19 protein-coding genes and 1 tRNA gene are annotated in these 22,808 nt (G+C 67.4%); 8 read left to right on the top strand and 12 right to left on the bottom strand.

Annotated features, from left to right (window positions below; translation table 11 throughout):
• Nucleotides 1-71 precede the first annotated feature (71 nt).
• Nucleotides 72-878, bottom strand: coding sequence for a PP2C family protein-serine/threonine phosphatase (locus EFL95_RS07605; protein ID WP_183407081.1), 807 nt, complete (start codon nt 876-878; stop codon nt 72-74).
• Between the two features lie 95 nt (nt 879-973).
• Between EFL95_RS07605 and EFL95_RS07600 the strand changes: the two genes are divergently transcribed.
• Nucleotides 974-2,338: a hemolysin family protein gene (locus tag EFL95_RS07600; RefSeq protein WP_123234852.1), complete on the top strand. Its 1,365-nt coding sequence runs from the start codon at nt 974-976 to the stop codon at nt 2,336-2,338.
• A complete protein-coding gene (locus tag EFL95_RS07595; protein WP_123233413.1) occupies nt 2,335-3,372 on the top strand; it encodes a hemolysin family protein in 1,038 nt (345 codons plus the stop codon). The genes EFL95_RS07600 and EFL95_RS07595 overlap by 4 nt, the downstream gene beginning before the upstream one ends.
• Before the next feature lie 3 nt (nt 3,373-3,375).
• Here the strand turns inward: EFL95_RS07595 and EFL95_RS20020 are convergent, their stop codons facing one another.
• The 4 genes from EFL95_RS20020 to EFL95_RS07580 form a co-directional block, all read right to left on the bottom strand.
• The gene (locus EFL95_RS20020) at nt 3,376-3,561 is read right to left on the bottom strand and encodes a DUF5999 family protein (RefSeq protein ID WP_123233412.1); all 186 of its coding nucleotides are present in this window, start codon (nt 3,559-3,561) and stop codon (nt 3,376-3,378) included.
• A gap of 236 nt (nt 3,562-3,797) precedes the next feature.
• Nucleotides 3,798-3,956 (bottom strand): GPGG-motif small membrane protein, encoded by a 159-nt coding sequence (locus tag EFL95_RS19460; protein ID WP_183407080.1) that lies wholly within the window; start codon nt 3,954-3,956, stop codon nt 3,798-3,800.
• A 613-nt stretch (nt 3,957-4,569) separates the two neighbouring features.
• The gene (locus tag EFL95_RS07585; protein ID WP_123233411.1) at nt 4,570-5,757 is read right to left on the bottom strand and encodes an SIR2 family protein; all 1,188 of its coding nucleotides are present in this window, start codon (nt 5,755-5,757) and stop codon (nt 4,570-4,572) included.
• Between the two features lie 99 nt (nt 5,758-5,856).
• A complete protein-coding gene (locus tag EFL95_RS07580; RefSeq protein WP_148045006.1) occupies nt 5,857-6,663 on the bottom strand; it encodes a hypothetical protein in 807 nt (268 codons plus the stop codon).
• A gap of 132 nt (nt 6,664-6,795) precedes the next feature.
• Between EFL95_RS07580 and EFL95_RS19200 the strand changes: the two genes are divergently transcribed.
• The gene (locus EFL95_RS19200; RefSeq protein ID WP_148045005.1) at nt 6,796-7,131 is read left to right on the top strand and encodes a hypothetical protein; all 336 of its coding nucleotides are present in this window, start codon (nt 6,796-6,798) and stop codon (nt 7,129-7,131) included.
• Here EFL95_RS19200 and EFL95_RS07575 read toward each other — a convergent pair.
• The 4 genes from EFL95_RS07575 to EFL95_RS07555 all read right to left on the bottom strand — a co-directional run bounded on the left by EFL95_RS07575 (nt 7,092) and on the right by EFL95_RS07555 (nt 9,477).
• Nucleotides 7,092-7,349, bottom strand: coding sequence for a hypothetical protein (locus tag EFL95_RS07575; RefSeq protein WP_123233409.1), 258 nt, complete (start codon nt 7,347-7,349; stop codon nt 7,092-7,094). The two genes, EFL95_RS19200 and EFL95_RS07575, sit on opposite strands and share 40 nt — an antisense overlap.
• An 89-nt stretch (nt 7,350-7,438) precedes the next feature.
• Nucleotides 7,439-8,698 carry a hypothetical protein gene (locus tag EFL95_RS19195; protein ID WP_148045004.1) on the bottom strand — a complete coding sequence of 420 codons (1,260 nt, stop codon included), beginning with the start codon at nt 8,696-8,698 and terminating at the stop codon, nt 7,439-7,441.
• 86 nt (nt 8,699-8,784) lie between these two features.
• The gene (locus tag EFL95_RS07560) at nt 8,785-9,114 is read right to left on the bottom strand and encodes a hypothetical protein (RefSeq protein WP_123233406.1); all 330 of its coding nucleotides are present in this window, start codon (nt 9,112-9,114) and stop codon (nt 8,785-8,787) included.
• A 289-nt stretch (nt 9,115-9,403) separates the two neighbouring features.
• Nucleotides 9,404-9,477 (bottom strand) — tRNA-Ile (locus tag EFL95_RS07555).
• 200 nt (nt 9,478-9,677) lie between these two features.
• Here EFL95_RS07555 and EFL95_RS07550 point away from each other — a divergent pair.
• From EFL95_RS07550 to EFL95_RS07535, 4 genes are all read left to right on the top strand, one after another.
• Complete coding sequence (locus EFL95_RS07550; RefSeq protein WP_183407079.1) at nt 9,678-13,613, top strand: DUF11 domain-containing protein; 3,936 nt, start codon at nt 9,678-9,680, stop codon at nt 13,611-13,613.
• Nucleotides 13,614-13,713: 100 nt separating this feature from the next.
• The gene (locus EFL95_RS07545; RefSeq protein WP_123233404.1) at nt 13,714-14,766 is read left to right on the top strand and encodes a phosphotransferase family protein; all 1,053 of its coding nucleotides are present in this window, start codon (nt 13,714-13,716) and stop codon (nt 14,764-14,766) included.
• On the top strand, nt 14,766-15,509 hold the full coding sequence (locus tag EFL95_RS07540) for an SDR family NAD(P)-dependent oxidoreductase (protein WP_123233403.1): 744 nt from the start codon (nt 14,766-14,768) through the stop codon (nt 15,507-15,509). Before EFL95_RS07545 ends, EFL95_RS07540 begins: the two co-directional genes overlap by 1 nt.
• The gene (locus EFL95_RS07535; RefSeq protein WP_123233402.1) at nt 15,506-16,795 is read left to right on the top strand and encodes an acyl-CoA dehydrogenase family protein; all 1,290 of its coding nucleotides are present in this window, start codon (nt 15,506-15,508) and stop codon (nt 16,793-16,795) included. The genes EFL95_RS07540 and EFL95_RS07535 overlap by 4 nt, the downstream gene beginning before the upstream one ends.
• A 31-nt stretch (nt 16,796-16,826) precedes the next feature.
• Here EFL95_RS07535 and EFL95_RS07530 read toward each other — a convergent pair whose 3' ends face one another.
• From EFL95_RS07530 to EFL95_RS07520, 3 genes are all read right to left on the bottom strand, one after another.
• Nucleotides 16,827-19,154 (bottom strand): right-handed parallel beta-helix repeat-containing protein, encoded by a 2,328-nt coding sequence (locus EFL95_RS07530; RefSeq protein WP_123233401.1) that lies wholly within the window; start codon nt 19,152-19,154, stop codon nt 16,827-16,829.
• 179 nt (nt 19,155-19,333) lie between these two features.
• Nucleotides 19,334-20,242, bottom strand: a complete 909-nt coding sequence (locus EFL95_RS07525; RefSeq protein WP_123233400.1) for an esterase/lipase family protein — start codon at nt 20,240-20,242, stop codon at nt 19,334-19,336.
• 22 nt (nt 20,243-20,264) lie between these two features.
• The gene (locus EFL95_RS07520; protein WP_123233399.1) at nt 20,265-21,992 is read right to left on the bottom strand and encodes a DEAD/DEAH box helicase; all 1,728 of its coding nucleotides are present in this window, start codon (nt 21,990-21,992) and stop codon (nt 20,265-20,267) included.
• A gap of 59 nt (nt 21,993-22,051) precedes the next feature.
• On the opposite strand from EFL95_RS07520, the gene EFL95_RS07515 reads away from it, so the two are divergent.
• Nucleotides 22,052-22,795 carry a PIG-L deacetylase family protein gene (locus EFL95_RS07515; RefSeq protein ID WP_123233398.1) on the top strand — a complete coding sequence of 248 codons (744 nt, stop codon included), beginning with the start codon at nt 22,052-22,054 and terminating at the stop codon, nt 22,793-22,795.
• Nucleotides 22,796-22,808 lie beyond the last annotated feature (13 nt).

Here is a 22,808-nt window from a genome sequence, read left to right as displayed (position 1 = left end):
GGACCATTCTCCCCTGCGCGCGCCGGATCTGGAACACGTTCCAGTGTGGGACGCAGCACGCCCCGGGCGGGCTAGGCGGACTCGGCGCGGACCGCGGCCAGGTCGACCACGTTCTCGAAGGACCGTACGGCGCCCAGCAGCAGCCCGTCGGCGTTGATCTGCGGCCCGTCGACGATCGTGGCCACCACGCAGGTGACGTTGTCGCGCCCGCCGCGGGAGAGAGCGCCGGCGATCAGCGTCGCCACCGCCTCGTCGTCCGAGCGGGTCGCCAGGGTGCGGGTGAGCTCGGGCTCCCCGATCAGGTCGGTCAGGCCGTCGCTGGCCAGCAGGATCCGGTCCCCGGGCACCAGGTCGAGGTCGAGCAGGTCCGGCTCGGAGTCGCGGGTCGAGCTGACCGTGCGCATCACCACGTTGCGCCACGGGTGCTCGGCGACCTCCTCGGGGCCGAGCCGCCCCTCGTCGAGGAGGTCCTGGACGTAGGTGTGGTCGCGGGTGACGCGGGCCAGCTCCCCGTCGCGGAACACGTAGCCACGGGAGTCGCCGAGGTGGGCGAGCGTGAACCGCTTGCCGTCGGTGACCAGGGCCGTGAGCGTGGTCGCCATGCCCTCGCGGGTCGGGTCCACCTCGACCCCGGCGTGCACCTGGGCCTGGGCGAGCCTGACCCCGGCAGCCAGGACCGTCGCCGGGTCCTGCCCGAACATCATGTTCGCGGTCGCCGCCACGGCGTACGCGGCTGTCGCCGAGGCGACCTCACCGGCTGCTCCCCCGCCGACACCGTCGGCCACCAGCGTGCAGTACGGGCCGACGAACGCCGAGTCCTCGTTGTTGCCCCGCACGAGGCCCACGTGGGTCTCGCCGGTGCCGGAGATGCGGAGCACGGTGCCTCCTCGCAGGACTCGGGGGTGGCGGCTCGGACAGCCTGCCACGGTTCCCTGTGCGGCGCATGTGGGCCCGACCCGCAAGAATGGGCGCCATGGAGTGGGTGCTGCTCGGCGTCTCGCTGATCCTCGTGGTGATCTGCGGGCTCTTCGTCGCGGCCGAGTTCGCCCTGGTAACCGTCGACCGGACCGACGTCGAGCGGGCCGCCAGTGAGGGCGACCACGGCGCCGCCGGCGTCTTGGTCGCGCTGCGCACGCTCTCCACCCAGCTCTCCGGTGCCCAGGTCGGGATCACGCTGACGAACCTGGCCATCGGTTTTCTGGCCGAGCCGTCGGTCTCCAGCCTGCTCGAGACGCCCTTGGGCGCGCTCGGGCTCTCGGACGGGGCGGTCACCGCCGTCGCCGCGGCGCTGGGCCTGGTGCTCGCCACCTTCGCGACGATGATCCTCGGCGAGCTGATCCCCAAGAACGTCGCCATCTCGCTGCCGCTGGCCACCGCCAAGTTCACCCAGGCCAGCCAACGCGGCTTCACCTCGGTGATGTCGCTCCCGATCAGGCTGCTCAACGGGTCCGCGAACGCCCTGGTGCGCTCGTTCGGGGTCGAGCCGCAGGAGGAGCTGCGCTCGGCCCGGTCATCGGAAGAGCTGTCCTCGCTCGCCCGCCGCTCGGCCTCGGAGGGAACGCTGGACACCGAGACCGCCGCCCTGGTGCAGCGCTCGATCGCCTTCGGGCCGCGCACCGCCGGCGAGATCATGACCCCGCGGATCCGGATGGCCACCGTGGACGCCACCGACCCGGTCAGCGCGATCATCGAGCTGTCCGCAGCCACCGGGTTCTCCAAGTTCCCGGTGACCAAGGGCAGCAGCGACAACATCGTCGGCTCGGTGCACATCAAGCAGGCCGTCACCGTCCCCCGGGGCGATCGCGGCTCGACGCTGGTGCGCGAGGTGATGGTGCCCGCGACCGTCGTCCCGGAGTCCCTGAAGCTGGACCCGCTGCTCTCGCTGCTGCGCGGTGAGGGCTTCCAGATGGCGATCGTCTCCGACGAGTACGGCGGCACCGCCGGCGTGGTGACGCTGGAGGACGTGGTCGAGGAGATCGTCGGCGACATCGCCGACGAGCACGACCGCAGCGCCGCGCGCCTGCGACAGCGACCGGACGGATCCTGGATCGTCTCCGGCCTGCTGCGTCCCGACGAGGTCAAGGACGCGACCGGGCTGGCACTGCCCGAGCACGAGGACTACGACACCGTCGCCGGCCTGCTGGTCCAGGCGCTCGGCCGGATCCCGGCCCGCGGCGACTCGGTGCTGGTGCCGCTGCCGACGCCGGTCCCCGAGGACGACGACGAGGAGCCGGTCCAGGAGTACGCCGAGCTCCGGGTCGAGCTGATGGACAACCTGCGGGTGGACCGGATCTCGATCCGGCGCGTCGAGCAGCAGCCGAGCGAGGTGCAGGCATGAGCACCCAGACCGCGATCCTGCTCGGCGTCGTCCTGCTGCTCGGAAACGCCTTCTTCGTGGGCGCCGAGTTCGCGCTCGTCTCGGCCCGGCGTACGCAGATCGAGCCGGCGGCCGAGCAGGGCTCGCGCCTGGCGCGCTCGGCGATCATGGCGATGGAGCAGGTCTCGTTGGTGATGGCCGGCGCGCAGTTCGGCATCACCGCCTGCTCCCTCGGCCTCGGTGCCGTCGCCGAGCCGGCGCTCGCCCACCTCCTGGAACCGGTCGCCAAGGCGGTCGGGCTCCCCCACGGCGCGGTGCACCCGGTCGCGTTCAGCATCGCGCTGGCGCTGGTCGTCTACCTGCACGTCGTGCTCGGCGAGATGGTGCCGAAGAACCTCGCGCTGGCCGGTCCGGAACGAGCCGCCCTGGTCTTCGGCGCGCCGATGATCATGATCGTCACGATCCTCAAGCCGATCGTGTTCGTGCTCAACGCGACGGCGAACGCAGCCCTGCGCCTGGTCGGCATCGAACCCCGTGCGGAGATCTCCTCGGTGTTCACCCGCGAGCAGGTCGAGGCGCTGGTCGACGAGTCGCGGGCGGAGGGCCTGCTCGGCGAGGGCGAGTACGAGCGGCTCTCCGGCGCCCTCGGGTTCACCGCCCGGACGGTGGCCGACGTCTACCTACCGATGGACGGCCTCCAGACCGTCAGCCGAGGGGCGCGGGCGATGGAGGTCGAGGCGATCTGCGCGGAGACCGGCTTCTCCCGCTTCCCCGTCGTCGGGGACACCGGGGCGCTGATCGGGTACCTGCACATCAAGGACGTGCTGGCCGACGACGGCCACGGTCGGGCTCAGGTCGTCGAGGACCGGTGGATCCGGTCGTTCGCGAACGTGCAGAGCGACGACAGCCTGGTCGACGCGCTGCAGACGCTGCAGTCCAAGGGCGCGCACATGGCGCGGGTCGTCGACGCGAACGGCACCGTCATCGGCGTGGCCACGCTCGAGGACGTGATCGAGGAGCTGGTGGGTGAGATCCGCGACGCGGCTCACCACTGATCGTCAGGCGGAGAGCAACGGGACGGGCTCGACGTGTCCGTCCGGCGCGAGGTAGCTGCCGTCGTCGAAGAGGATCACGCCGTTGCAGAGCTGGCACCAGCCCTGCTCGGAGTGGTCCGACACGGTGTGAGCGCTGCAGCAGTTGGCAGCCGTCGCCTCCGGACAAGCCGGGGAATGGGTGCACGTCATTGTGGTCCCCCCTTTTGGAACGATCTAGGTGCTCTCCCTATAGAACACCCTGATCGGCCACCGATACAGCGAAACGCGCAATTCGGACAGACTATTTTCCGAAACGTGACCGGTCCTGGCTGCCCGGACTAGTCAGAACGACCGGATCCTTGCGCTCGGCCGAGCTGGTCGATCCAGACGACGACGCGGCCCGCACCCGGTTCCCCAGGTGCGGGCCGCGTCGTTCGGACGTGCCGCTAGACCGTGCGACGTCCGTTGAAGATCGACACCCCACCCGGACCGACGAGCAGTCCGAGGACGATCAGGACGATCCCGAACAGGATCGCGCCCGAGATCAGCTCGACGATGCCGACGATCACCAGGATCACAGAGGCCAACCACAACAACGTGCCCATCGAAATCTCCTCACTCCGGACCGCTGGTGCGGTCACTCTTCCGGCGGTACCCGACGTCGCCCGGAAGAAAACGGTCTTCTTCGAGGGCTACCCGGCCCGTTTGCATCCCTCCGCGCCGGGTACGGCGGGTGCATCGGACTCCCGCTGGTCCACGAGCCGGCGGGACCCAGCGCGACCGACCGAGGGTGCAACGAGGTTCCGCGCTGAAGAGTCCGTCCACCCCGGTCTCGCCCCCACGCGCGTCGGGGTGGGCGGTCTTCGGTCAGAGGAGGATTCAGATGTCAGTCGACCCGGAGATCACGCCCGAGGTTCCCGAGACCCCGGACGACCCCGACCAGCAGGAGCCCGACCCGCAGCCGGTCCCGGCGACCGAGCCGCTGACCGAGCCGCACTGACGCATCGTTCGTAGGGCGGGTGGGGCTCGAACCCACGACCCAAGGATTATGAGGTCTGCCTGCCCGACACGATCGCTCCAGGTCAGAGGCGATTTGCGCCTAGAGCGAGGGAGAATGATTGTCGTCCAGTGTCGCGCGCCGACGCATGATTCGGTCCGGCTGCGGTTGAAGGCCTGAGCCCCAGCCGGTCAAAAGGCAGTGGCGCCTATCGGGCCGGGTTAGAAATCTAGATAGCCGGAGTTGATGTCACCGATCTCCGAGTTGTCTGGCGGCAGCCCGTTTCCGGGATCGCGACCCGACCACTGCGCGAATCCTTGAGTGTTCGTCAGAATCTCGTGAAGCGTGAGGGGATCCCGCCGTGCACCTATGCGAGATCCAAGGGTCTCGCCTCCAGTTCCGGTAAAGCCCGTGAACCCGTAGGCGCCGATCGCATAGCGGTTGAACCGACCCGTCTTCCAGAGTTCTTCGACAGTTTCGGTTGCGCTTTCGACGCTCTCGGCAACCGCTATCAACTGCGCCGGGGATGATCCCAAATGGTCTTGGAGTAGATCGAGAAAGTGTCGCTCCCGGGCACGCCAGCCGACGGAAATCACCGTCGTCACCTGGCGGAGATCCTCCTTCATGCGAGCGAGATGGGACGAAGGCATCGTGAAATTTGCTTTTCGCCGCATGGGAATCGACAGCGCTGGCATCCAGATTCGTCGCGACGACCCCTTGTCGTGGAAGTCCGGTTGCCGATAACGGAACCGGTCTTCCTCCCACTGGAGCGAAGTGGCTAGCTGGATCGCCCGTTGCGTTCCGTCCGGACGGCGATACACGTTCGAGTCGTCCCACACAGCAGCTTGCTGCCAGGTGACAGATCCATGGGGCTTGTAGATGCGAAAATCCGCATTGGACACATAACTGTCCAGGGAGTTCAGTCGAACACCAAACACGCTCTCAGCAGCTGCCTCAAGCAAGGAGTCGTAGTTGAACGTGATGCAGACAATCGGCTCGTCACTATGAACTGCTTGATTCCATCTGTCCGCCTCTTCGAGAGCGCGAACGTAGTTGGTCAGCCCTTGGCACTCATCCGCCCATCGCGCAGGGACATCCGTTATCAGGTCAGCTAGGTATGCGCTCAGCGCCACAAGTTGCTGCTTTGTGCGCGGGTAACTCTCCTCGCCGCCCGCGATCGTTTGGAGAACCTCCTCGACATCCTGCTTCTGGCGCGTCGCTTCTCGTAGCCGCATTATCAGGGCGCCCGCCTGCGGATAGCGTTTGACGATTTCCTGTCCAACGGCGCTGGCTGGGGCAAATAGATCCGTCGCGAGTGGGGGCCGATGATCTTCGGAGGGGTGCATCAGCGGCGTTCGTTCGGGGTCACTGTCATACGACGCGCCGGCCCCGAAGACGAACATCAGCATGAGCTGATCCTCGCAGCAACCGTCCGATACATCTCGGTTCTTCAGCGAGCGTCGGCGGTCCGGCAGATTCCCGGGCAGGGGCGCCTGAGCATTCGTTGCTTAGTTCCACAAAGGCATTACCCAGCCTAGGGAGCCTGAAGGGATCGCCTTGATGACAATGGGGTTGTTGTTGTCCTGACCATCCAGGCCTTGCGTGGTGACCTCCATGTTGTTGCCGAGGCTCACGGCAACGTGGCCGTGGTAGGCGTTCGAGGAGGTGGCTGCCCAGTAGATGAGTGCGCCCCTCGGGGGAATGCCCGTCTTGTTCACCCACCCGCGGGACTTGTAGACGTTGTAGGAGCCGATCGCGTCCCCTCCGGGAACGCCTCCGTAGCCGCCCAGGTACCAGGCCAGTTGAGCAAAGCCGATGCAGTCGCCCGGCCAATCGCCGTGTGTTCCAGCCGAGCTGCTGTCGTTCGGGTGCCCGAGGCTTGCTAGCAACTTCGCATCAGAGGCGCCGATGAACGTCTGGTCGGTTCGGTTGAGCGCCATCTGAGCTGCGTTGATCCGATAAACGCTGGAGCAGGCCGGCGCGCTCCTGTCGGCGCCCGCAGTGGCGACGGCAGGAGCTGGGATGAAACCCGAGCCGCCGAAATCCAACTCGACATAAAACCACTTCTGCTGCGAGTAGGCAGTACGCCCCTGTTCCCAACAGATGACATCGGCGTAGTTGCTCGACGCAGCGGTCGTCGCGCCCTTGGATCCGGTGGCGGTGCAGACATACCAAGTGGAGGTGCACTGGTAAAGCGTCGAGGTTCGATTCACTTTCGACGGGAAAGACGCGGCATCGGCTCGGGTCGCAGGCACAAGAAGAGTTGTTAGTGCTACGACGGCAACGGAAATCAGGACAGCAGCTCGGTTTTTCACGTCATACCCCTTGACGTCTGATTCGCCCGAGCGAGTCCTGGTTGAAGTGAGAAAAAGGCTAGCGGGACGACAGGAAGGGACCAAAGGGTTTTAGCGTGAACTGTGCGGGCGATGAGGTGCCATAGTTTCCGCATGGGGAAGCGCCGCTTCAGTTATGGAGAACTCAGGGTTACGAGGCTCCCGAAGGAGCCCAACGCGACGGGCCAGTGGCGCGTCACGGCAAAGTTCCTAACCTCTGGAACAGAGGGGGTCGAGTTCGATCTTGAGCGATATGGAACAGGGCAAGAGATCGTGGAAACCCTCAACCGGCTTGGCGAGAAGGGCTGGGAACTAGTCGGGCCACCTGAAGTGCAAAGGTACGTCTACAAGATGTCCAGTGGCACCAAGTCGGAGTACAAGAACACCGCGGCCGGCTGGGTTGAGAGGTCCTACCTGATGAAGCGTGAGGAAGAGGAAGAGGTCTCGTGACTTTCGGCCCGGGCGGGATGCCCCATGAGCTCATCCAGAAGGAACACGATCGCCAATACCGGCAGCAGCTCGCGGATCTCGAGAACGCTCGCCTCAAGCGCGAGCAGGAGGCTGCTGCTGCGGAGGAACGCGAGCAGGAAAACCTGTTGCTCCTGCTCGCGCCCTAGGCACACGGCGTTCGACTCTTGAATGGCGCGCCGCGCAATACGCAGCGCCATCGTTCGTCCTAAGACAGTGTCCGGCGGTTCAGGTAAGCGATCAGCAGTGCGTCAAAGCCCCGGCCCGGAGGTGTCGCCAAGGGCACTGGTTACGGACCGATCTTCGTCAGGTCCTTCGCGCCGCTGTTCCAGACGATTCGGAACTTGCCCAACGATGGGACCAACGCCACTGCGCCTCCCGAGTGACTGGAGTTGGTCACAGTCGTGGTGGCACCCGGCGAGCCACCGTATGGGATCGCGCGTACCCGGAATGAGCTGGCGAAGTCGTCGCAAGAACCGATGCACATGATGGTGAACGTCCGGCCAGTTGCGTCGAGTGCAGTGTCGGCCTGGACGATGTACGGAGCGGAGGCCAAGAGGTGAGGTGCGCCAACGGCGTTACTGGTCGAGACGGTTCGGACGTACACCGAGTTCTTGCTGGTTCCATACCCGCTGATCCAGGTCGCTGCGATGATGCCCTTGGGGCTGATTGCAAGGTTCGCATCGGCGGCCTGCACTGCCGTCGCCGCGGCGAACGTGCCTCCTGCGGAAACCCGACGGAATCGCTGTTTCGTGTCGTGCCAACCAACGATCCCACCGCCGCTGCGCATAATCGCAACTTGAGGGTTAAACGCCAGCACTCCGGAGCTTGAGACCTGCTGGATCGGTCCGAGCGAGCCGCCTGGGGCAACTTGGCGCGCCTTAACAACGCCCTGGCCGTCCACCCGGCTGTCGTCGACCTCGACCCACGCGACAGTAAGCATCCCAGCCGAGTCGATACCACCCGCGGCCGCGGAAGCAGAGGCTTGCGATACGTCAAGATCGCTCAAGGTCTGCGCTGGTCCGACCACCCCGGATGCGCTAAGGCTGCGAACCTCAGCTTGTAGGGAACCTTCGCCAAAAAGGTAAGCAACGCCTGACGGCCCCGCGACCACGCCCTCAGGGGAGAAATGCTTTCCTACAAGCGCAGTTGTAGGACTCAGGGATCCAGCGGCGCTCAAGACGCGGGCGAATCCACTCAGTTGATTGTTTTGGAAACCGAACCACGTCATGTAGGTGTTGCCCGCCGCATCTATTGCCACTTGGTAGTTGATGACGTTCGAGGCGACGTTTTTGATCGCCGACCAGGTGCCTCCCGCGGACATAACTCGAAGCTTCAGGTTGAAGTGGTGGTTGTATGTCTGGCCCCACAGAACCGCTGTAGCACCCTTCGAGTTGACCGCGAGCCTGGGCAATAGCGGCTGGGTGATCGTCGAAGAGATCGTCGTGGTGGATCCCCAGGCGAAAGCCGGAGCCGTCGTAGCAAACACCAGCGCGATCGAGCTGAGGACGATCCCGAGACGCTTGACGTGGGAGGGGGTCAGACGCATGTGCGGAAACTAGCAGCCCCTCTTCGGTCAGGGAGCGGGACTGGCAGGAGTACTTGCTGCTCATCGACCGACATCTAGACCAGGCCCTATCGCACCTGACTTGGGCAGTCGACCTTCACGTCCGGGGACGAGCAGTCCTTCCAGTTGCCGAAGCCCAGGAACATCGTGGTCACGATGAAGGCGCCTCCCGCGACGATCACCACTGGCGCGATCAGCACGGCCCCGATCCCGTCTCCGAAGTGCGCCCCTGGGACTCGCGAGAGAGCCGCCACCAAGACCATTGCAATGACCGAGCCGATGAACCAGTACGCAGCCTTGTTTACCTCGTGATCCTTCGAGTCGAGCGCGTCCGGGAGGTTGTGCACGCCGTAGGCCAGGAAAACGAGGAAGATTCCAACACCAAAGAAGATTCGCATGGCGGCCTTTAGGGGCGGACGCCCACCACCTCAACGGTCAGATTTCTGTCGTTGAAGGCTCATTCGCACGTGAAGGCTGTTCGGAGGATGCTCGGACACCAGTCCGCAGCAATGACTCTCGACATCTATTCGGGCCTGTTCGACAGCGATCTTGAAGCCGTCACCGAGGAGCTCGATCAGGGCATTTCTGCGGCGCATGCGGATTTTGCGGACTGGCGACCAGGTTCAGTCTCTCCGACCGGCAGGCGATCAGAGCGCCGAAGCGCTCTGACCTGCCATTTCACCGCAGTAGGGCGGGTGGGGCTCGAACCCACGACCCAAGGATTATGAGTCCTCTGCTCTAACCGACTGAGCTACCGCCCTTCAGGGGCGAGAGCCTAGCCGGGTCGTCCCCACCTCGGCGTCGGGCAACGCACGCCGGAAGCCACACCGGAAGCGATCCGCAGTGTTCCCCCGTTTGCAGAAATATGACCCGGATGGGGGGCTTGCCAAAAGATCAATTCCGGGACGAGAGTGCGTCTTGTTTGGTCACTCGGGCCAGACCTCGATGCTTGGGGGCAAGCATGCACGTATCCTCCCGTCTGCGCTTCGTGGTCCCCGCGACGATCGTCGCGATGACCGTCGGCTTCCTCGCAGCCGTCACCGCTCCGGCTCTTGGTGCGCCGCACGGCGACGACACCCCCGTCCTGCTGACCCCGAAGGGTGAGATCGCGGACGAGGTCGCGGAGAAGGACGAGCAGGGAAGCTTCGACAAGCTGCGGGATGCGTACTACTGGAGCCGGCTCCTGGCGGGTGACGACCCGATCACCGTCCAGGAGGCGGCGTCCTTGCGCACCAAGGCCGCCAAGGCCGCTGGCAAGGCGGACAAGGGTGCCCCGGTCGGCGCGGCCAAGGGTGGCGCGTGGACCGGCCAGGGCCCGAACCCGATCGTGCAGAACGGTCGCACCTCGAACGCGTTCCAGGCCGTGTCCGGTCGGATCAGCGCACTGGCGATCCGCAACAACGGCTCGATCATCCTCGGCGCCGCCCAGGGCGGGGTGTGGACCTACGACGCAGGCTCCGGAACCTGGACCCCCCGTACCAACGCCTCGGACACCCAGTCCGTGGGTGCGCTCGCGATCGCCCCGAGCAACGACAACGTCGTCTACATGGGTTCCGGGGAGGGAGCGCTGTCCGGCGACAGCTACTACGGCGACGGGTTCTACCGCTCGACCGACGGTGGCCTCACCTGGAGCCACGTGTCCACGCTCTTCACCGGTCAGGCGGTCTCCGCGATCGCCGTCGACCCGACCAACTACCAGCACGTCTACGCGGCGACGGTTCGCGGCCGCGGCGGCAACCACCGCACCAGCAGCCCGACCGCAGCTGCCTACGGTGTGTACGAGTCGACGAACGGTGGCACGACGTGGACCCTGCGCAAGGGCACGCACGACGAGCTGCACGGTGCCACCGACCTGGTGATCGACCCGCAGAACCCGAGCGTGCTGTACGCCTCGTTCTGGGGTGACGCGATCTACAAGTCCACCAACGGCGGCCAGACCTGGGCGACCGCGATGACCGGACTTCCGGCCGGCAACTTCCTCGAGGGCGGCACCCGCTTCGCGCTCGGCATCTCGCACCCGTCCGCGACGGCTGCGGCCACGCTGTACACCGGCTTCGACTACTTCGACAGCTCCGACGTCTACCACAACGGACGCGTCTACAAGTCGACCGACGGCGGATCGACCTGGGCGGCGACCGCGACCGGCACCGGCACCAACTCGATCCTCGGGTACTGCGGCACCCAGTGCTTCTACGACAACGTGGTCAAGCCCGATCCGACGAACCCGAACGTGGTCTACGCGCTCGGGTCCTACGGGTACAACAACAGCCCGCAGTCCGGTGGCGTCTACCGCTCGACCGACGGAGGTGCCACGTGGAAGAACCTCGGGTACGACCTGCACCCTGACTTCCACGCGTTCGCCTTCCAGCCGACCAACACCCAGCACATCGCGATCGGCAACGACGGCGGCATCTGGGAGTCGCAGACCGGCGGCGGGCGCAACAACCCCGGTGACCCGCTGTCGGCAGCGGACTGGCAGGACCTCAACGGCCAGGTCAACCCGACCACGGCGGCGCTGATCCACTCGACCGGCTTGGCGATCACCCAGTTCTCCTCGATCGCGACCGTGCCGAACGTGCCCGGTCAGTTCTGGGGCGGCACCCAGGACAACGGCACGCTGCGCAAGTCGACGGCGAACTCGCGGTGGTTCGACCAGGCCAGCGGCGACGGCGGCCAGGTGATCGTCGACCAGACGACACCCAACACGTTGAACCCGAACGTCCCGGCGTACGTCTTCGGCACCTACACCGGAACCTCCATCTACCGGTATGACCCGTCGGAGACCAACACGTTCTTCGGCAACGAACCGATCGACGGCGGCATCGACACGACCGACCGCGCGGAGTTCTACCTCCCGTGGGTGCAGAACCGCGGCAACGTGAACCAGCTGTTCCTCGGTACCTACCGGGTCTACCGCACGAACAACGCGGAAGCCGCGAGCGCCGGGGACGTCACGTGGGACCCGATCAGCCCCGACCTGACCAGCGGCTGCACGGGCAGCGCTCCGAACGGTGCGCGCGGCTGCCTGATCTCCGCCCTCGGCGTGGCTGACGGCGGCGAGGGCGTGTACGCCGGCACCGACGAGGGCTGGATCCAGGTCAGCCCGGACGCCGTGGTCTCCGACACCCCGACCTGGCACCGCACCGGCGTCGGCACCCTGCCGAACCGGCCGGTCGACCAGATCGCCGTCGACCACTCGAACTGGCGAGTCGCGTACGCGGCGTACGGCGGCTTCGGTGCGGCGACGCCGGGCAACAGCGGCCACCTGTTCGCGACGAGCAACGGAGGCGGCAGCTGGACCGACATCGGCACCGGTCTGCCCGACGTGCCGATCAACACGGTCGTCATCGACCCGGCCAACGCCAAGACCCTGTACGTCGGAACCGACGTCGGTGCGTTCTTCACCACCAACGGCGGGAACAAGTGGTTCGCCCTCGGCAGCGGGATGCCGAAGGTGTCGGTGTGGCAGATGGACTTTGACGCCACCAACGGTGTTCTGGTGGCGGGCACCCACGGTCGCGGCGCGTACACGATGACCAACAGCACGGCCCGGCCCGCCCTGGTCGTCTCCACCGCTGACTCCGGCCGACCGGTCGGACCGGGCAGCACCATCGACTACACGATCACGGTGCGCAACATCGGCAACGCCGCTGCCAATGCGGTCTCGGTGACCGACCCGGTGCCGGCGCACACGTCCTTCGTGTCCGCGGGCAATGGCGGCACCCTGGGTGGCAAGACCATCCACTGGGACGGGAAGACGGTGCCTGCGGGCGGCAGCATCACGCTGACGTTCAAGGCGAAGATCGCCACGAACCTGTCGAGCTCGGTCTCCGCGATCGTCAACGACGGCGTCGGCGTCAAGATCGGAAGCGTCCCGGTGGCGAACGGAAGCCCACACACCACGCGGATCGCACCGGCCCACGCCGCCACGGTCGACCCGGCCGCGGACACCGAGGGCGGTAAGGACGGCGACTTCGCGACGTTCACCGAGCACATCACCAACGACGGCTACCAGTCCGACACCTACACGGTGAGCACCTCGGGCGGCAGCTGGGCGTCGACGGTTTACGACGCGTCCTGCACGACTCCGATCACGACCACGGCAAGCGTTGCCGCGGGCGACACGGTCGACGTCTGCGTCAAGGTCGCGGTGCCTGCGGATGCGGACGAGGCGGCGTCGAACGACACCACGCTCACGGTCACCTCGAGTGCCGACTCCAGCGTCACAGGAGCGGCCACCCTGACCTCGCTCGCAGCCAAGTACGACACGCTTGTGGTGGACCAAGACACCAACGATCCGATCGATTCGGCGCCGTACTACGAGGACGCGCTGTCGGCGAACAGCACCGCGTACGGGTACTGGGACCTCGGCGAGGACCCGGAGCTGCCCGCGTCCTACCTGGCGGCGCACAAGAACGTCGTGTGGTTCACCGGCAACAGCTACCCGGCACCGATCACGCCGTACGAGGCCGCGCTCAAGGCGTTCCTCGACGGTGGCGGCCGGCTGTTCATGTCGGGCCAGGACATCCTCGACCAGGCGGCGGGCACGACCGACTTCGTCTTCGACTACCTGCACATCGACTGGGACGGCAGCGAGGTGCAGAACGACAAGGCGACTGATGCGGTCCACGGCGTCAGCGGAAACGCGGTGACGGACGGGATCGGAGACGTGCCGCTCGACCACTCGGTCCTGGGCGCGAACTTCGAGGACCAGATCACCCCGGTCGGTCCGGCCACCGCGGCCTTCACCGACGATGCCGCCGACGCGGATGCGCTGACGGTGTCGACCGACGGCTACAAGGTGATGTTCCTGGCGTTCCCGTACGAGGCCTACGGGAACGCGGCGGACCGGGCGGACCTGATGAACCGGGCCATCACCTGGTTCAACGCTCCCTGACGGCTGGACAGCCGGTCGACCCACGAGGGTCGACCGGCTCCCGGCCTGCCCGTGAGACGAACCCTGGCGTCGAGGCCCGCGCCACCCTAGGTTTCCGGACATGACCGGACTCGACGGACTCGTCGACCTCGATGCCCTGACCGGCTGGCTGCACACCGAGGGCCTCGGGAGCGGACCGGTCCTCGACGCGACCCTGCTGACCGGGGGCACCCAGAACATCCTGGTGCGGTTCAGCATCGACGACCAGGTGCACGTGCTGCGTCGCCCACCGCGGAACCCGCGGCCGGCGAGCTGGCCGACGCTGCTGCGCGAGGCGCGGGTCCTGGGGGTCCTGACCGACCAGCCAGTTCCGTCCCCTGCCTGGCACGCGACCTGCGAGGACGAGTCGGTGCTCGGCGCGCCGTTCTTCCTGATGGAGGCCATCGACGGCTTCCACGCCGCCTCCGGCGTTCCCGAGCTCTACCTGGAGCGCGCGGACCTGCGGCACCGGATGGGGCTCAGCGCCGTCGAGGGCATCGCGGCGCTCGCAGCCCTGGACTACGAGGACCTCGGCCTGGCCGACTTCGGCAAGCCGGACGGGTTCCCGGAGCGCCAGGTCGGCCGCTGGACCCGCGAGCTGGAGTCCTACGCCGACCAGGACGGCTACGACCCGGCTTCGTTCCCCGACGTCTCCCCGATCTCGGCGTGGCTCGAGGCGGGTATCCCGGCGAGCTTCCGTCCCGGCATCGTGCACGGCGACTTCCACGCAGCGAACCTGCTCTTCTCGCACACCAGCGGCGATGTGGCGGCGATCCTCGACTGGGAGATGGCCACGATCGGCGACCCGCTCCTCGACCTCGGCTGGTTCGTCTGCACCTGGCCCTCGGACCGCGCACCCGCCGTCAGCGCCGCCGTCGGGCAGCTCGCCACCGCGGGAGGGCTGGCGACCCGCGCCGAGCTGATCGAGCACTACGCGGCGCGCTCCGACCGGGACGTGAGCAACATCGACTGGTACGGCGTCCTGGCCTGCTTCAAGCTCGGGATCGTGCTGGAGGGCAGCTACGCCCGGGCGTGCGCGGGGAAGATGGACCGCGGCGTCGGCGAGTTCCTGCGCACGATGGCCCTGGCCCTGGTCGAGCAGGCCCACCTGTTCATGGACGAGGGAGTCGTCTGATGGCGGAGCTCACCGGGAAGGTCGCCGTCGTCACCGGAGGCAGCCGCGGCCTGGGACGCGAGATGGTCCTCGCCTACGCCGAACGCGGAGCCGATGTGGTGATCGCGAGCCGCAAGGTCGAGTCGTGCGAGGGGCTCGCCGCTGAGGTCACCGAGCGGTTCGGCGTACGGGCTCTGCCCCTGGCTTGCAACGTCAGCGACTGGGGCCAGTGCGACGCGCTGGTCGAGCAGGTCCATGCCACGTTCGACCGGGTCGACATCCTCGTGAACAACGCCGGACTGTCGCCGCTCTACCCGAGCCTGGAGGAGGTCTCCGAGGCGTTGTGGGACAAGGTCATCGGGGTGAACCTGAAAGGCCCGTTCCGGCTCTCGGCCGCCATCGGCACCCGGATGGCGGCGGCGGGTGGCGGCTGCATCCTGAACATCTCCTCGATCGCCTCGATCCGCCCGGACGCGATCTCACTCCCCTACGCCGCCGCCAAGGCCGGCCTGAATGCGCTGACCGAGGGCTTCGCCCAGGCCTTCGGGCCGAACGTGCGGGTCAACGGCATCATCTGCGGCCCGTTCGACTCTGACATCTCGCTCGCCTGGCCCGACGAGATCCGCAGCATGGTCGAGGGCCAGATCGCCCAGCGCCGCGTCGGCCGACCCGACGAGGTCGTCGGCGCTGCGCTGCACCTCACCACCGACGCATCCACCTACACAACCGGCGCGCTGCTGCGCGTGGACGGAGGCACCCGATGAGCTGGGACTTCAGCACCGACCCCGAGTTCCAGGCCGAGCTCGACTGGATGAACACGTTCGTCCGCGAGGAGCTCTGGCCACTGGACTCGATCTTCGACGAGCTGGAGATGGACCAGATCGACCGGGCGCTCAAGCCCCTGCAGGACCAGGTCAAGGCCCGGGGGCTCTGGGCCGCGCACCTGGACCCCGAGCTCGGCGGCCAGGGCTTCGGCCAGGTCAAGCTCGGGCTGATGCACGAGATCCTCGGCACCTCGATGCTCGCGCCGGCCGCGTTCGGCTGCCAGGCCCCGGACAGCGGCAACAGCGAGATCCTCGCGCTCGCCGGGACGCCGGAGCAGAAGGACAGGTGGCTCACTCCCCTGCTGGCCGGTGAGCTGAAGTCGTGCTTCTCGATGACCGAGCGGGACACCCCCGGGTCGGACCCGACGCAGCTGGCGACCCGGGCCGTCCAGGACGGGGACGAGTGGGTGATCACCGGCCGCAAGTGGTACTCCTCGAACGCCTCGGTCGCGGACTTCCTGATCGTCGTCGCGGTCACGGATCCCGAAGCCGCGCCGCACAAGCGGGCCACCATGTTCATCGTGCCGGCGGGGACGCCCGGCCTCGACATCGTCCGCGACGTCGGCAGCATGGAGGCCACCAACCACCGGTTCGGCCGCTACGGCAACCACGCGGAGATCGAGTACAACGGCGTCCGGGTCGGACCGGAGGCCATCCTCGGGGGTGTCGGCGCCGGGTTCCTGATCGCGCAGATGCGGCTGGGCCCCGGCCGGATCCACCACGCGATGCGCTGGCTCGGCCAGGCCAAGCGGGCCCTGGACATGCTCTGCGAGCGATCGACGTACCGGTTCGCCCACGGCAGCCTGCTCGGCGAGAAGCAGACGATCCAGAACTGGATCGCGGACTCCGCCGCGGAGATCCAGGCGGCCCGCCTGATGACGCTGCACGCGGCCTGGGTGATCGACACCCAGGGCACCTCGGCCGCTCGCCAGGACATCGCGATGATCAAGTACTACGGCGCGAAGGTGCTGCACGACGTGATCGACCGCTCGCTGCAGGCGCACGGTTCCCTGGGCTACTCCTCCGACCTGCCGCTGGAGCAGATGTACCGGTGGGCGCGCGCAGCCCGGATCTACGACGGCCCGGACGAGGTGCACCGCCAGTCGGTGGCCCGAGCGGTCCTCAAGGACTACACGGCACCGGCCGACGGCGTGCCCACCGAGCACGTGCCCACACGGCAGGCACGTGCTCGGGAGAAGTTCGCCGAGCTGCTCGCGAACAGCTAGCGGTTACCGGGTTTCGACAGGCTCAACCAACTCAGCGCTGGGCCACGCTGTACGCCGCCGCGGCGCCGTACAGCTTGTAGAGCGCGAACGGACCGGCGTAGCTGGTCGAGCAGCGCTCGTTGAAGAGCTTGGTCGCGTTCGCGTTCGTCAGCACGTTGCCGTAGCCGATGATCTTGTCCACGCCGTTGCTGCCGGACCCGGTGACCGAGCCACCCGCGAAGTTGCGGATGCGCTGGACCATGCCGGCCTTCGCCGAGTCGTCGGCCTTGCGCCACCACTCGCAGGTGTAGAGACCCAGCGGCTTGCGCGTGGTCACGGCTGCGGTGGTGGTGTCGGCCGGCTGCGGCTGCAGCGTCGCGGCGACCCATCCCAGGTTGTTCAGGATCGTGGCGAACGGCGCACAGGTCCTCGAGAGCGTCTCCGCGGACGCACAGAGCTCGGCGAAGGCCTGTTTCTGGGCGTACGTCGAGGTCTGTGAGGTGCCGTCCGAGGCGACGAACTCACCCGACGTCGCCATCCTGGCCGCGCTGGCCGAACCGGGTTTGGCCGGCGTCTTGGACCAGGAGCAGATGGTTCCGTTGCCGTTCGGGTAGCCGGAGACCTGGTACCCGGCCAGACAGGCGACCAGCTCGGCCTCGGCCAGGACGTTGCCCAGACCGATGCTCGTCGCCGGCAGCGTGCCGTTGGCGCAGTTCGGCAGCAGACCGTTCGTGGTCACCTTCTTGCCCGCAGCCGCGGTGTTGCCCCACCAGCAGTTGCCGGTGTTGGTCGGGAAGGAGTCCCACCAGAAGTCGGTGCCGTTGGGCTTGGCCACGCCGCCCGGCGCGACACCCATCACGTTGCCGCTGAACTTGTTGCGGAACGAGGTGGAGATGCCCAGCACCGAGCAGCCGGGGATCGGCGTCTTGGTGTCGCCGAGGACCGGGCCGCAGACGGTGGCGTCCGGAACCGCGAACAGCATCAGGCCGCGACGCCAGTTGTCGTAGAAGTGGTTGCCCTGGACGACGTTGTCGTTGCCGCCGGCCAGCCACAGGCCGGTGCCGACCGGGGCGCCGATGAACGGGGCCACGTCCGAACCGGGGGCGAAGGCGTTGAAGTTGTTGGAGTAGAAGTTGTTGTTCCGGATGACGTTGCCCTCCTGCGGGAAGCCGGGGTGGCCTGCCGCGGTGAACACGTCGGTGGTGAAGCCCAGGGAGTTGTCGAAGAAGTTGTTGTACTGGATCAACGTCCCGTGGCTGTCGGTGCCGGAGAAGCCGCCGGTGTTGTGGTGGCTGTCGCAGTACTGCACCGTCTGGCTGTAGCGCGCTGTCGGGTAGAACGAGACGTCGCGGTGGGTCAGCGTCGGCGCGCCGGCACCGGGGTAGATGCCGGAGTCGCCGTTGCCGGCGGCCTCGCAGTTCTGGATCAGACCGTGGTCCTCGACGAAGGTCAGCACGCCGTAGGAACCGGCGTAGAAGGTCTTGAACTTGTCGAAGACGTAGCCGTCGGTCTCGAGGATGTAGATGTCGTGCTCGCGGGCGTGGCGCACGGTCAGGTTGCGCAGCACGAAGCCGTCCGCGCGGTCGACGAAGATGCCGACGTCCTTGGCGTGGCCGACCGCGGACGGGCCGCCGTTGCCGGCAGCAGCGTCGCCGGCCTCGACGACCACGTCGTTGTCGCTGACGCCCGAGCCCTCGAGCTGGAGGTTGCAGCGGATGCACTTGCCCGGGTTCGGGATGCCGTGCCGGTCGACCAGCGGCGGCGACGGGTCGGCGGCCTGGCCGGCGCCTCCGTCACGACCGACGACCGAGATCAGGTTGGCGTCGTTCGGGCAGTGGATCTGGTACTCGTGGCTGAGCGCGCCCGGGTCACCGCCGTCGGACTTGGTCTCGTACTTGTCGCACGCCGGGTCGAACGTCGGCGCCGCGCGCGAGGCCGGCTCGGTGTACAGGCCGGGCATCACCACGACGCGGTCGTTGTTGCCCGAGGCCGTCACGGCCGGCTGGATGTCGCTGTAGGAGCACATCGCGAACAGCGCGGTGTTGACCTGGAGCAGCTGGGTCGCCTGCGCAGCGGTCAGCGTGGAGAGCACCGTCGCGCGGTTGCGGTAGCCCCACTGGCGCGCGTTGGCGATGGACGCCTTGAGCCGCGTCAGCGAGTCCGGCTTGCAGACGACCCGGGTGGTGCCCGGTGCTGAGGCGGTGAGCGCGCTGGCCAGACTGCGGATCGCCGGGATCTTTCCGCCCGCGCACGGGCTGATCGTGCAGTCCGGCTTCGGGTCGGGCCAGTACGACGGCCGCTCGACGTGCGCGGAGGCCAGCTGGGGAACAGCCAGGACCGCGGTGAGGGCAACGATCAGAGCAAGGAAGAAACGCCGCACGCTGTTTCCATTTCTACAAGCACCGTAGTGCGCCAAGCCCCTCAGCCCACCCGCAACGTAAGCGGGCTAACGGCCTCTGTCAAACATCTGAGGCTTGGCGCGTCTCGAAACGTGTTCTACCCCTGTCCGGGCGCCCAGAAGTGCCCAGCTGGTCCAGTCAGACCCGGGCCGGCAGCCGGTCAGAGGCCCCCGACGAACGGCAGCACCAGCGAGCACACGAGCGGCCGCGGGTGGGCCGGGTCGAGCGCGTTGAGCACGAAGATGCTGGCGTTCTTGTCGGCCGCGATCTCGAAGTGCTCGGTGTAGTCCTGCTTGCAGTGGTCCTGGATCACGATGTTCGTCATTCCGGGCTCGCTGCCCGAGGTGTACGGCTTCACCAGCTCGTCGTACTTGGTCATGATGTTCACGTAGGTGACCCCGGGGACCTTCACCCCGGCACCGCTGCGCATCTGGGTGATGAACTCCGAGCCGGCGCTCATCTGGCTGAAGGCCGGTCCGATCGAGTCCAGCGGGTTCGGGAACGCGAAGCCCATCTGCGCCGGCGGTCCGGTGATCGAGGTGCCGTGCCACAGCGGGGCCAGCGAGATGTAGCTGCCGACCTGGCCCGCTCCCCCGAGGTACTTGATCCAGTAGTCGGGCATGAGCGTGCCCTGCGAGTGGCCGATGATGTCGACCTTGCTGGCACCGGTCGCCGTCAGCACCTGTGCCACGAAGTCCTTGAGCTGCTGCGCGCTTGCCCGGATGTCGCCCAGGCCGCCGAAGGCGCCCGGGAACGGGATCGGCAGGGTCGAGCCGTAGGTCAGCGAGAAGACGCAGTAGCCGTTGTTCTTCAGCAGCGGACCGTAGGTCTGCCAGTTCGTCGACCGGTTGCCCAGGGTGCCGTGCACCAGGACGACCGGTCGCGGGTGCGCCGCGGTCGGCTTGCAGGTCCAGTCGTTGGTGCCCGGCGCGTCCGCGTTCGGGGTGCCACCGAAGATCGCCGCCGGCAGGAAGTTGTACGGGACCGGCAGGGCCTTGGCCTGCGCCGGGGATGCCGCCAGCACGAGGCCGGAGACGAGACAGATAACGGCAGCAGTTAGACGGCGCATGACCGGAGCATAAGCCCGGGAGCTACGGGTGCTTCTTGTGTCTCGGCTTCTTTCCACCCGCCGAGCTGAACGACTTGTTCGGACTCTGCGCAGGACCGGAATGACCGCGCTTGTGACCGCGGTCGAACTTGTCCGGCTTGATGTTGATCAGCACGCCCGAGATCCGGGTGCCCGACAGCTTGTCGAGGACGGCCGGGTCCAGGTCGACCGGGAGCTCCACGATCGAGAACGCCGGCTTGATGTCGATCTTGCCGAAGTCCTCGCGCGACAGGCCGCCCTCGTTCGCCAGCGCGCCGACGATCTGGCGCGGCTCGACGTGGTGGCGCTTGCCGACCTCGATCCGGTAGCTGGCGAAACCGCCCCGGTCGCGCGAGCGCGGGCCGCGGTCGTTCGAGCGCTCCTTGGGCGCGGTGCGCAGCGGCTCCGGCATCTCCTCGAGCAGCAGCGGCTGACCGTCCTGGGCGAGCACAGCGATCGCTGCAGCGATGTCCAGAGCGGGAACGTCGTTGTTGCGCTCGTAGTCCTCGATGAGGTCGCGGAACAGCGCGTGCTGGGAGTCGTCCATGGCCTGGCCGATGGCCTCGGTGAACTTCTGGACCCGGAACGCGTTGACGTCGGAGACCGTCGGCAGCCGCATCTCGACCAGGGTGGTCCGGTTGGTCTTCTCGATCGCCCGCAGCAGGTGGTTCTCCCGCGGCGTCACGAACGAGATCGCCACGCCCGAACGGCCAGCGCGACCGGTGCGACCGATCCGGTGCACGTAGGACTCGGTGTCGGTCGGGATGTCGTGGTTGATCACGTGGCTGATCCGCGGCACGTCCAGACCGCGGGCGGCGACGTCGGTGGCGACCAGGATGTCGAGCTTGCTCTTGCGCAGCTGCTCGACGGTGCGCTCGCGCTGCACCTGGGCCACGTCGCCGTTGATCGCCGCAGCGGAGAACCCGCGGGCGCGCAGGCGCTCGGCCAGCTCCTCGGTGGCGTGCTTGGTGCGGACGAAGATGATCATCCCGTCGAAGTTCTCGACCTCGAGGATCCGCGTGAGCGCGTCCAGCTTCTGCGGGTGGCCGACCTTGAGGAAGCGCTGCTCGACGTTGGCCGCCGTGGTCGAGGTCGACTTGACCTGGATCTCGGTGGCGTCCGGCGCGTGCCGCTTCACGATCCGCTTGATCTGCGCCGGCATGGTCGCGGAGAACAGCGCGACCTGCTTGTCGTCCGGGGTGCCTGCCAGGATCTGCTCGACGTCCTCGGCGAAGCCCATGTTCAGCATCTCGTCGGCCTCGTCGAGGACCACGAAGCGCAGCTCGCTCAGGTCGAGGGTGCCCTTCTCCAAGTGGTCCATCACGCGGCCCGGCGTACCGACGATGACGTGGACGCCGCGGCGCAGCGCGGAGAGCTGGACGCCGTAGCCCTGGCCGCCGTAGACCGGCAGCACGTGCAGGCCCTTGATCTGGGCGGCGTACTTCTCGAAGGCCTCGGAGACCTGGAGCGCGAGCTCGCGGGTCGGCGCCAGCACCAGCACCTGCGGGGTCTTCTGGGACAGATCGATGCGCGACAGGATCGGCAGCGCGAACGCCGCGGTCTTGCCCGTTCCGGTCTGCGCCAGACCGACGACGTGGCGTCCGGTCAGCAGTGCGGGGATGGCCTCGGCCTGGATCGGTGACGGGCTCTCGTAGCCGACGTCCTTGATGGCCTTCAGGACTTTGGGGTCGAGGCCGAGGTCGTCGAATCTGATGTCTTCGGTCTCGCTCACCGATCAAGGGTAGTGGCGCTGGGCCCTGCGACCTATTCCGTGAGGGTACGTTCGGTCACATGGACAAGCCTGAGCCGCTGCAGCCCGTCGACGAGAGCTGGGAGCGCGCCCTCTGCATCGTCGCCCACCCCGACGACATCGAGTACGGCGCGGCCGCCGCCGTGGCCCGCTGGACCGGCCAGGGCAAGTGGGTCGGCTACACGATGGTGACCAGCGGCGAGGCCGGGATCGACGGGATGCACCCGGACGAGTGCCGCCGCGTCCGTGAGCAGGAGGAGATCGACTCCGCCCGCATCGTCGGCGTCGACACGGTCGACTTCCTCGAGCAGCCCGACGGGATCCTGGAGTACAACGTCGCTCTGCGCCGGGTGCTGGCGGCCGAGGTACGACGGCACCGACCCGACATCGTGATCACCGGCAACTTCCGCGACACCTGGGGCGGGGCGAACCTGAACCAGGCCGACCACATCGCGGTCGGCAAGGCGGTGCTCGATGCCGTGCGCGACGCGGGCAACCGCTGGATCTTCCCCGAGCAGCTCACCGACAGTGTCGAGCCGTGGGGCGGGGTCCGGGCGGTCTGGGCGTTCGGGTCCCCCCAGTCGACCCACGGCGTGGACACCACCGACACCTTCGACACGGGCGTGGAGTCGCTGAAGGCCCACGCCGCCTACATCGACGGACTCGGCTGGGAGAACTGGGATCCGCGCGAGTTCCTCGAGGGCGGGGCGCGGGCTGCCGGTCAGCGTCTGGGCGTCGCGTTCGCGGCGCCGTTCGAGGTCTTCCCGATGGGCTGGGGCGACTAGCCCGAGATCCGGC

This window comes from Nocardioides marmorisolisilvae (assembly GCF_003725775.1).
Lineage (GTDB): Bacteria > Actinomycetota > Actinomycetes > Propionibacteriales > Nocardioidaceae > Marmoricola > Marmoricola marmorisolisilvae.
The sequence above is the reverse complement of the archived record's forward strand: the minus strand, read 5'-3'. Positions and strand labels throughout refer to the sequence as shown.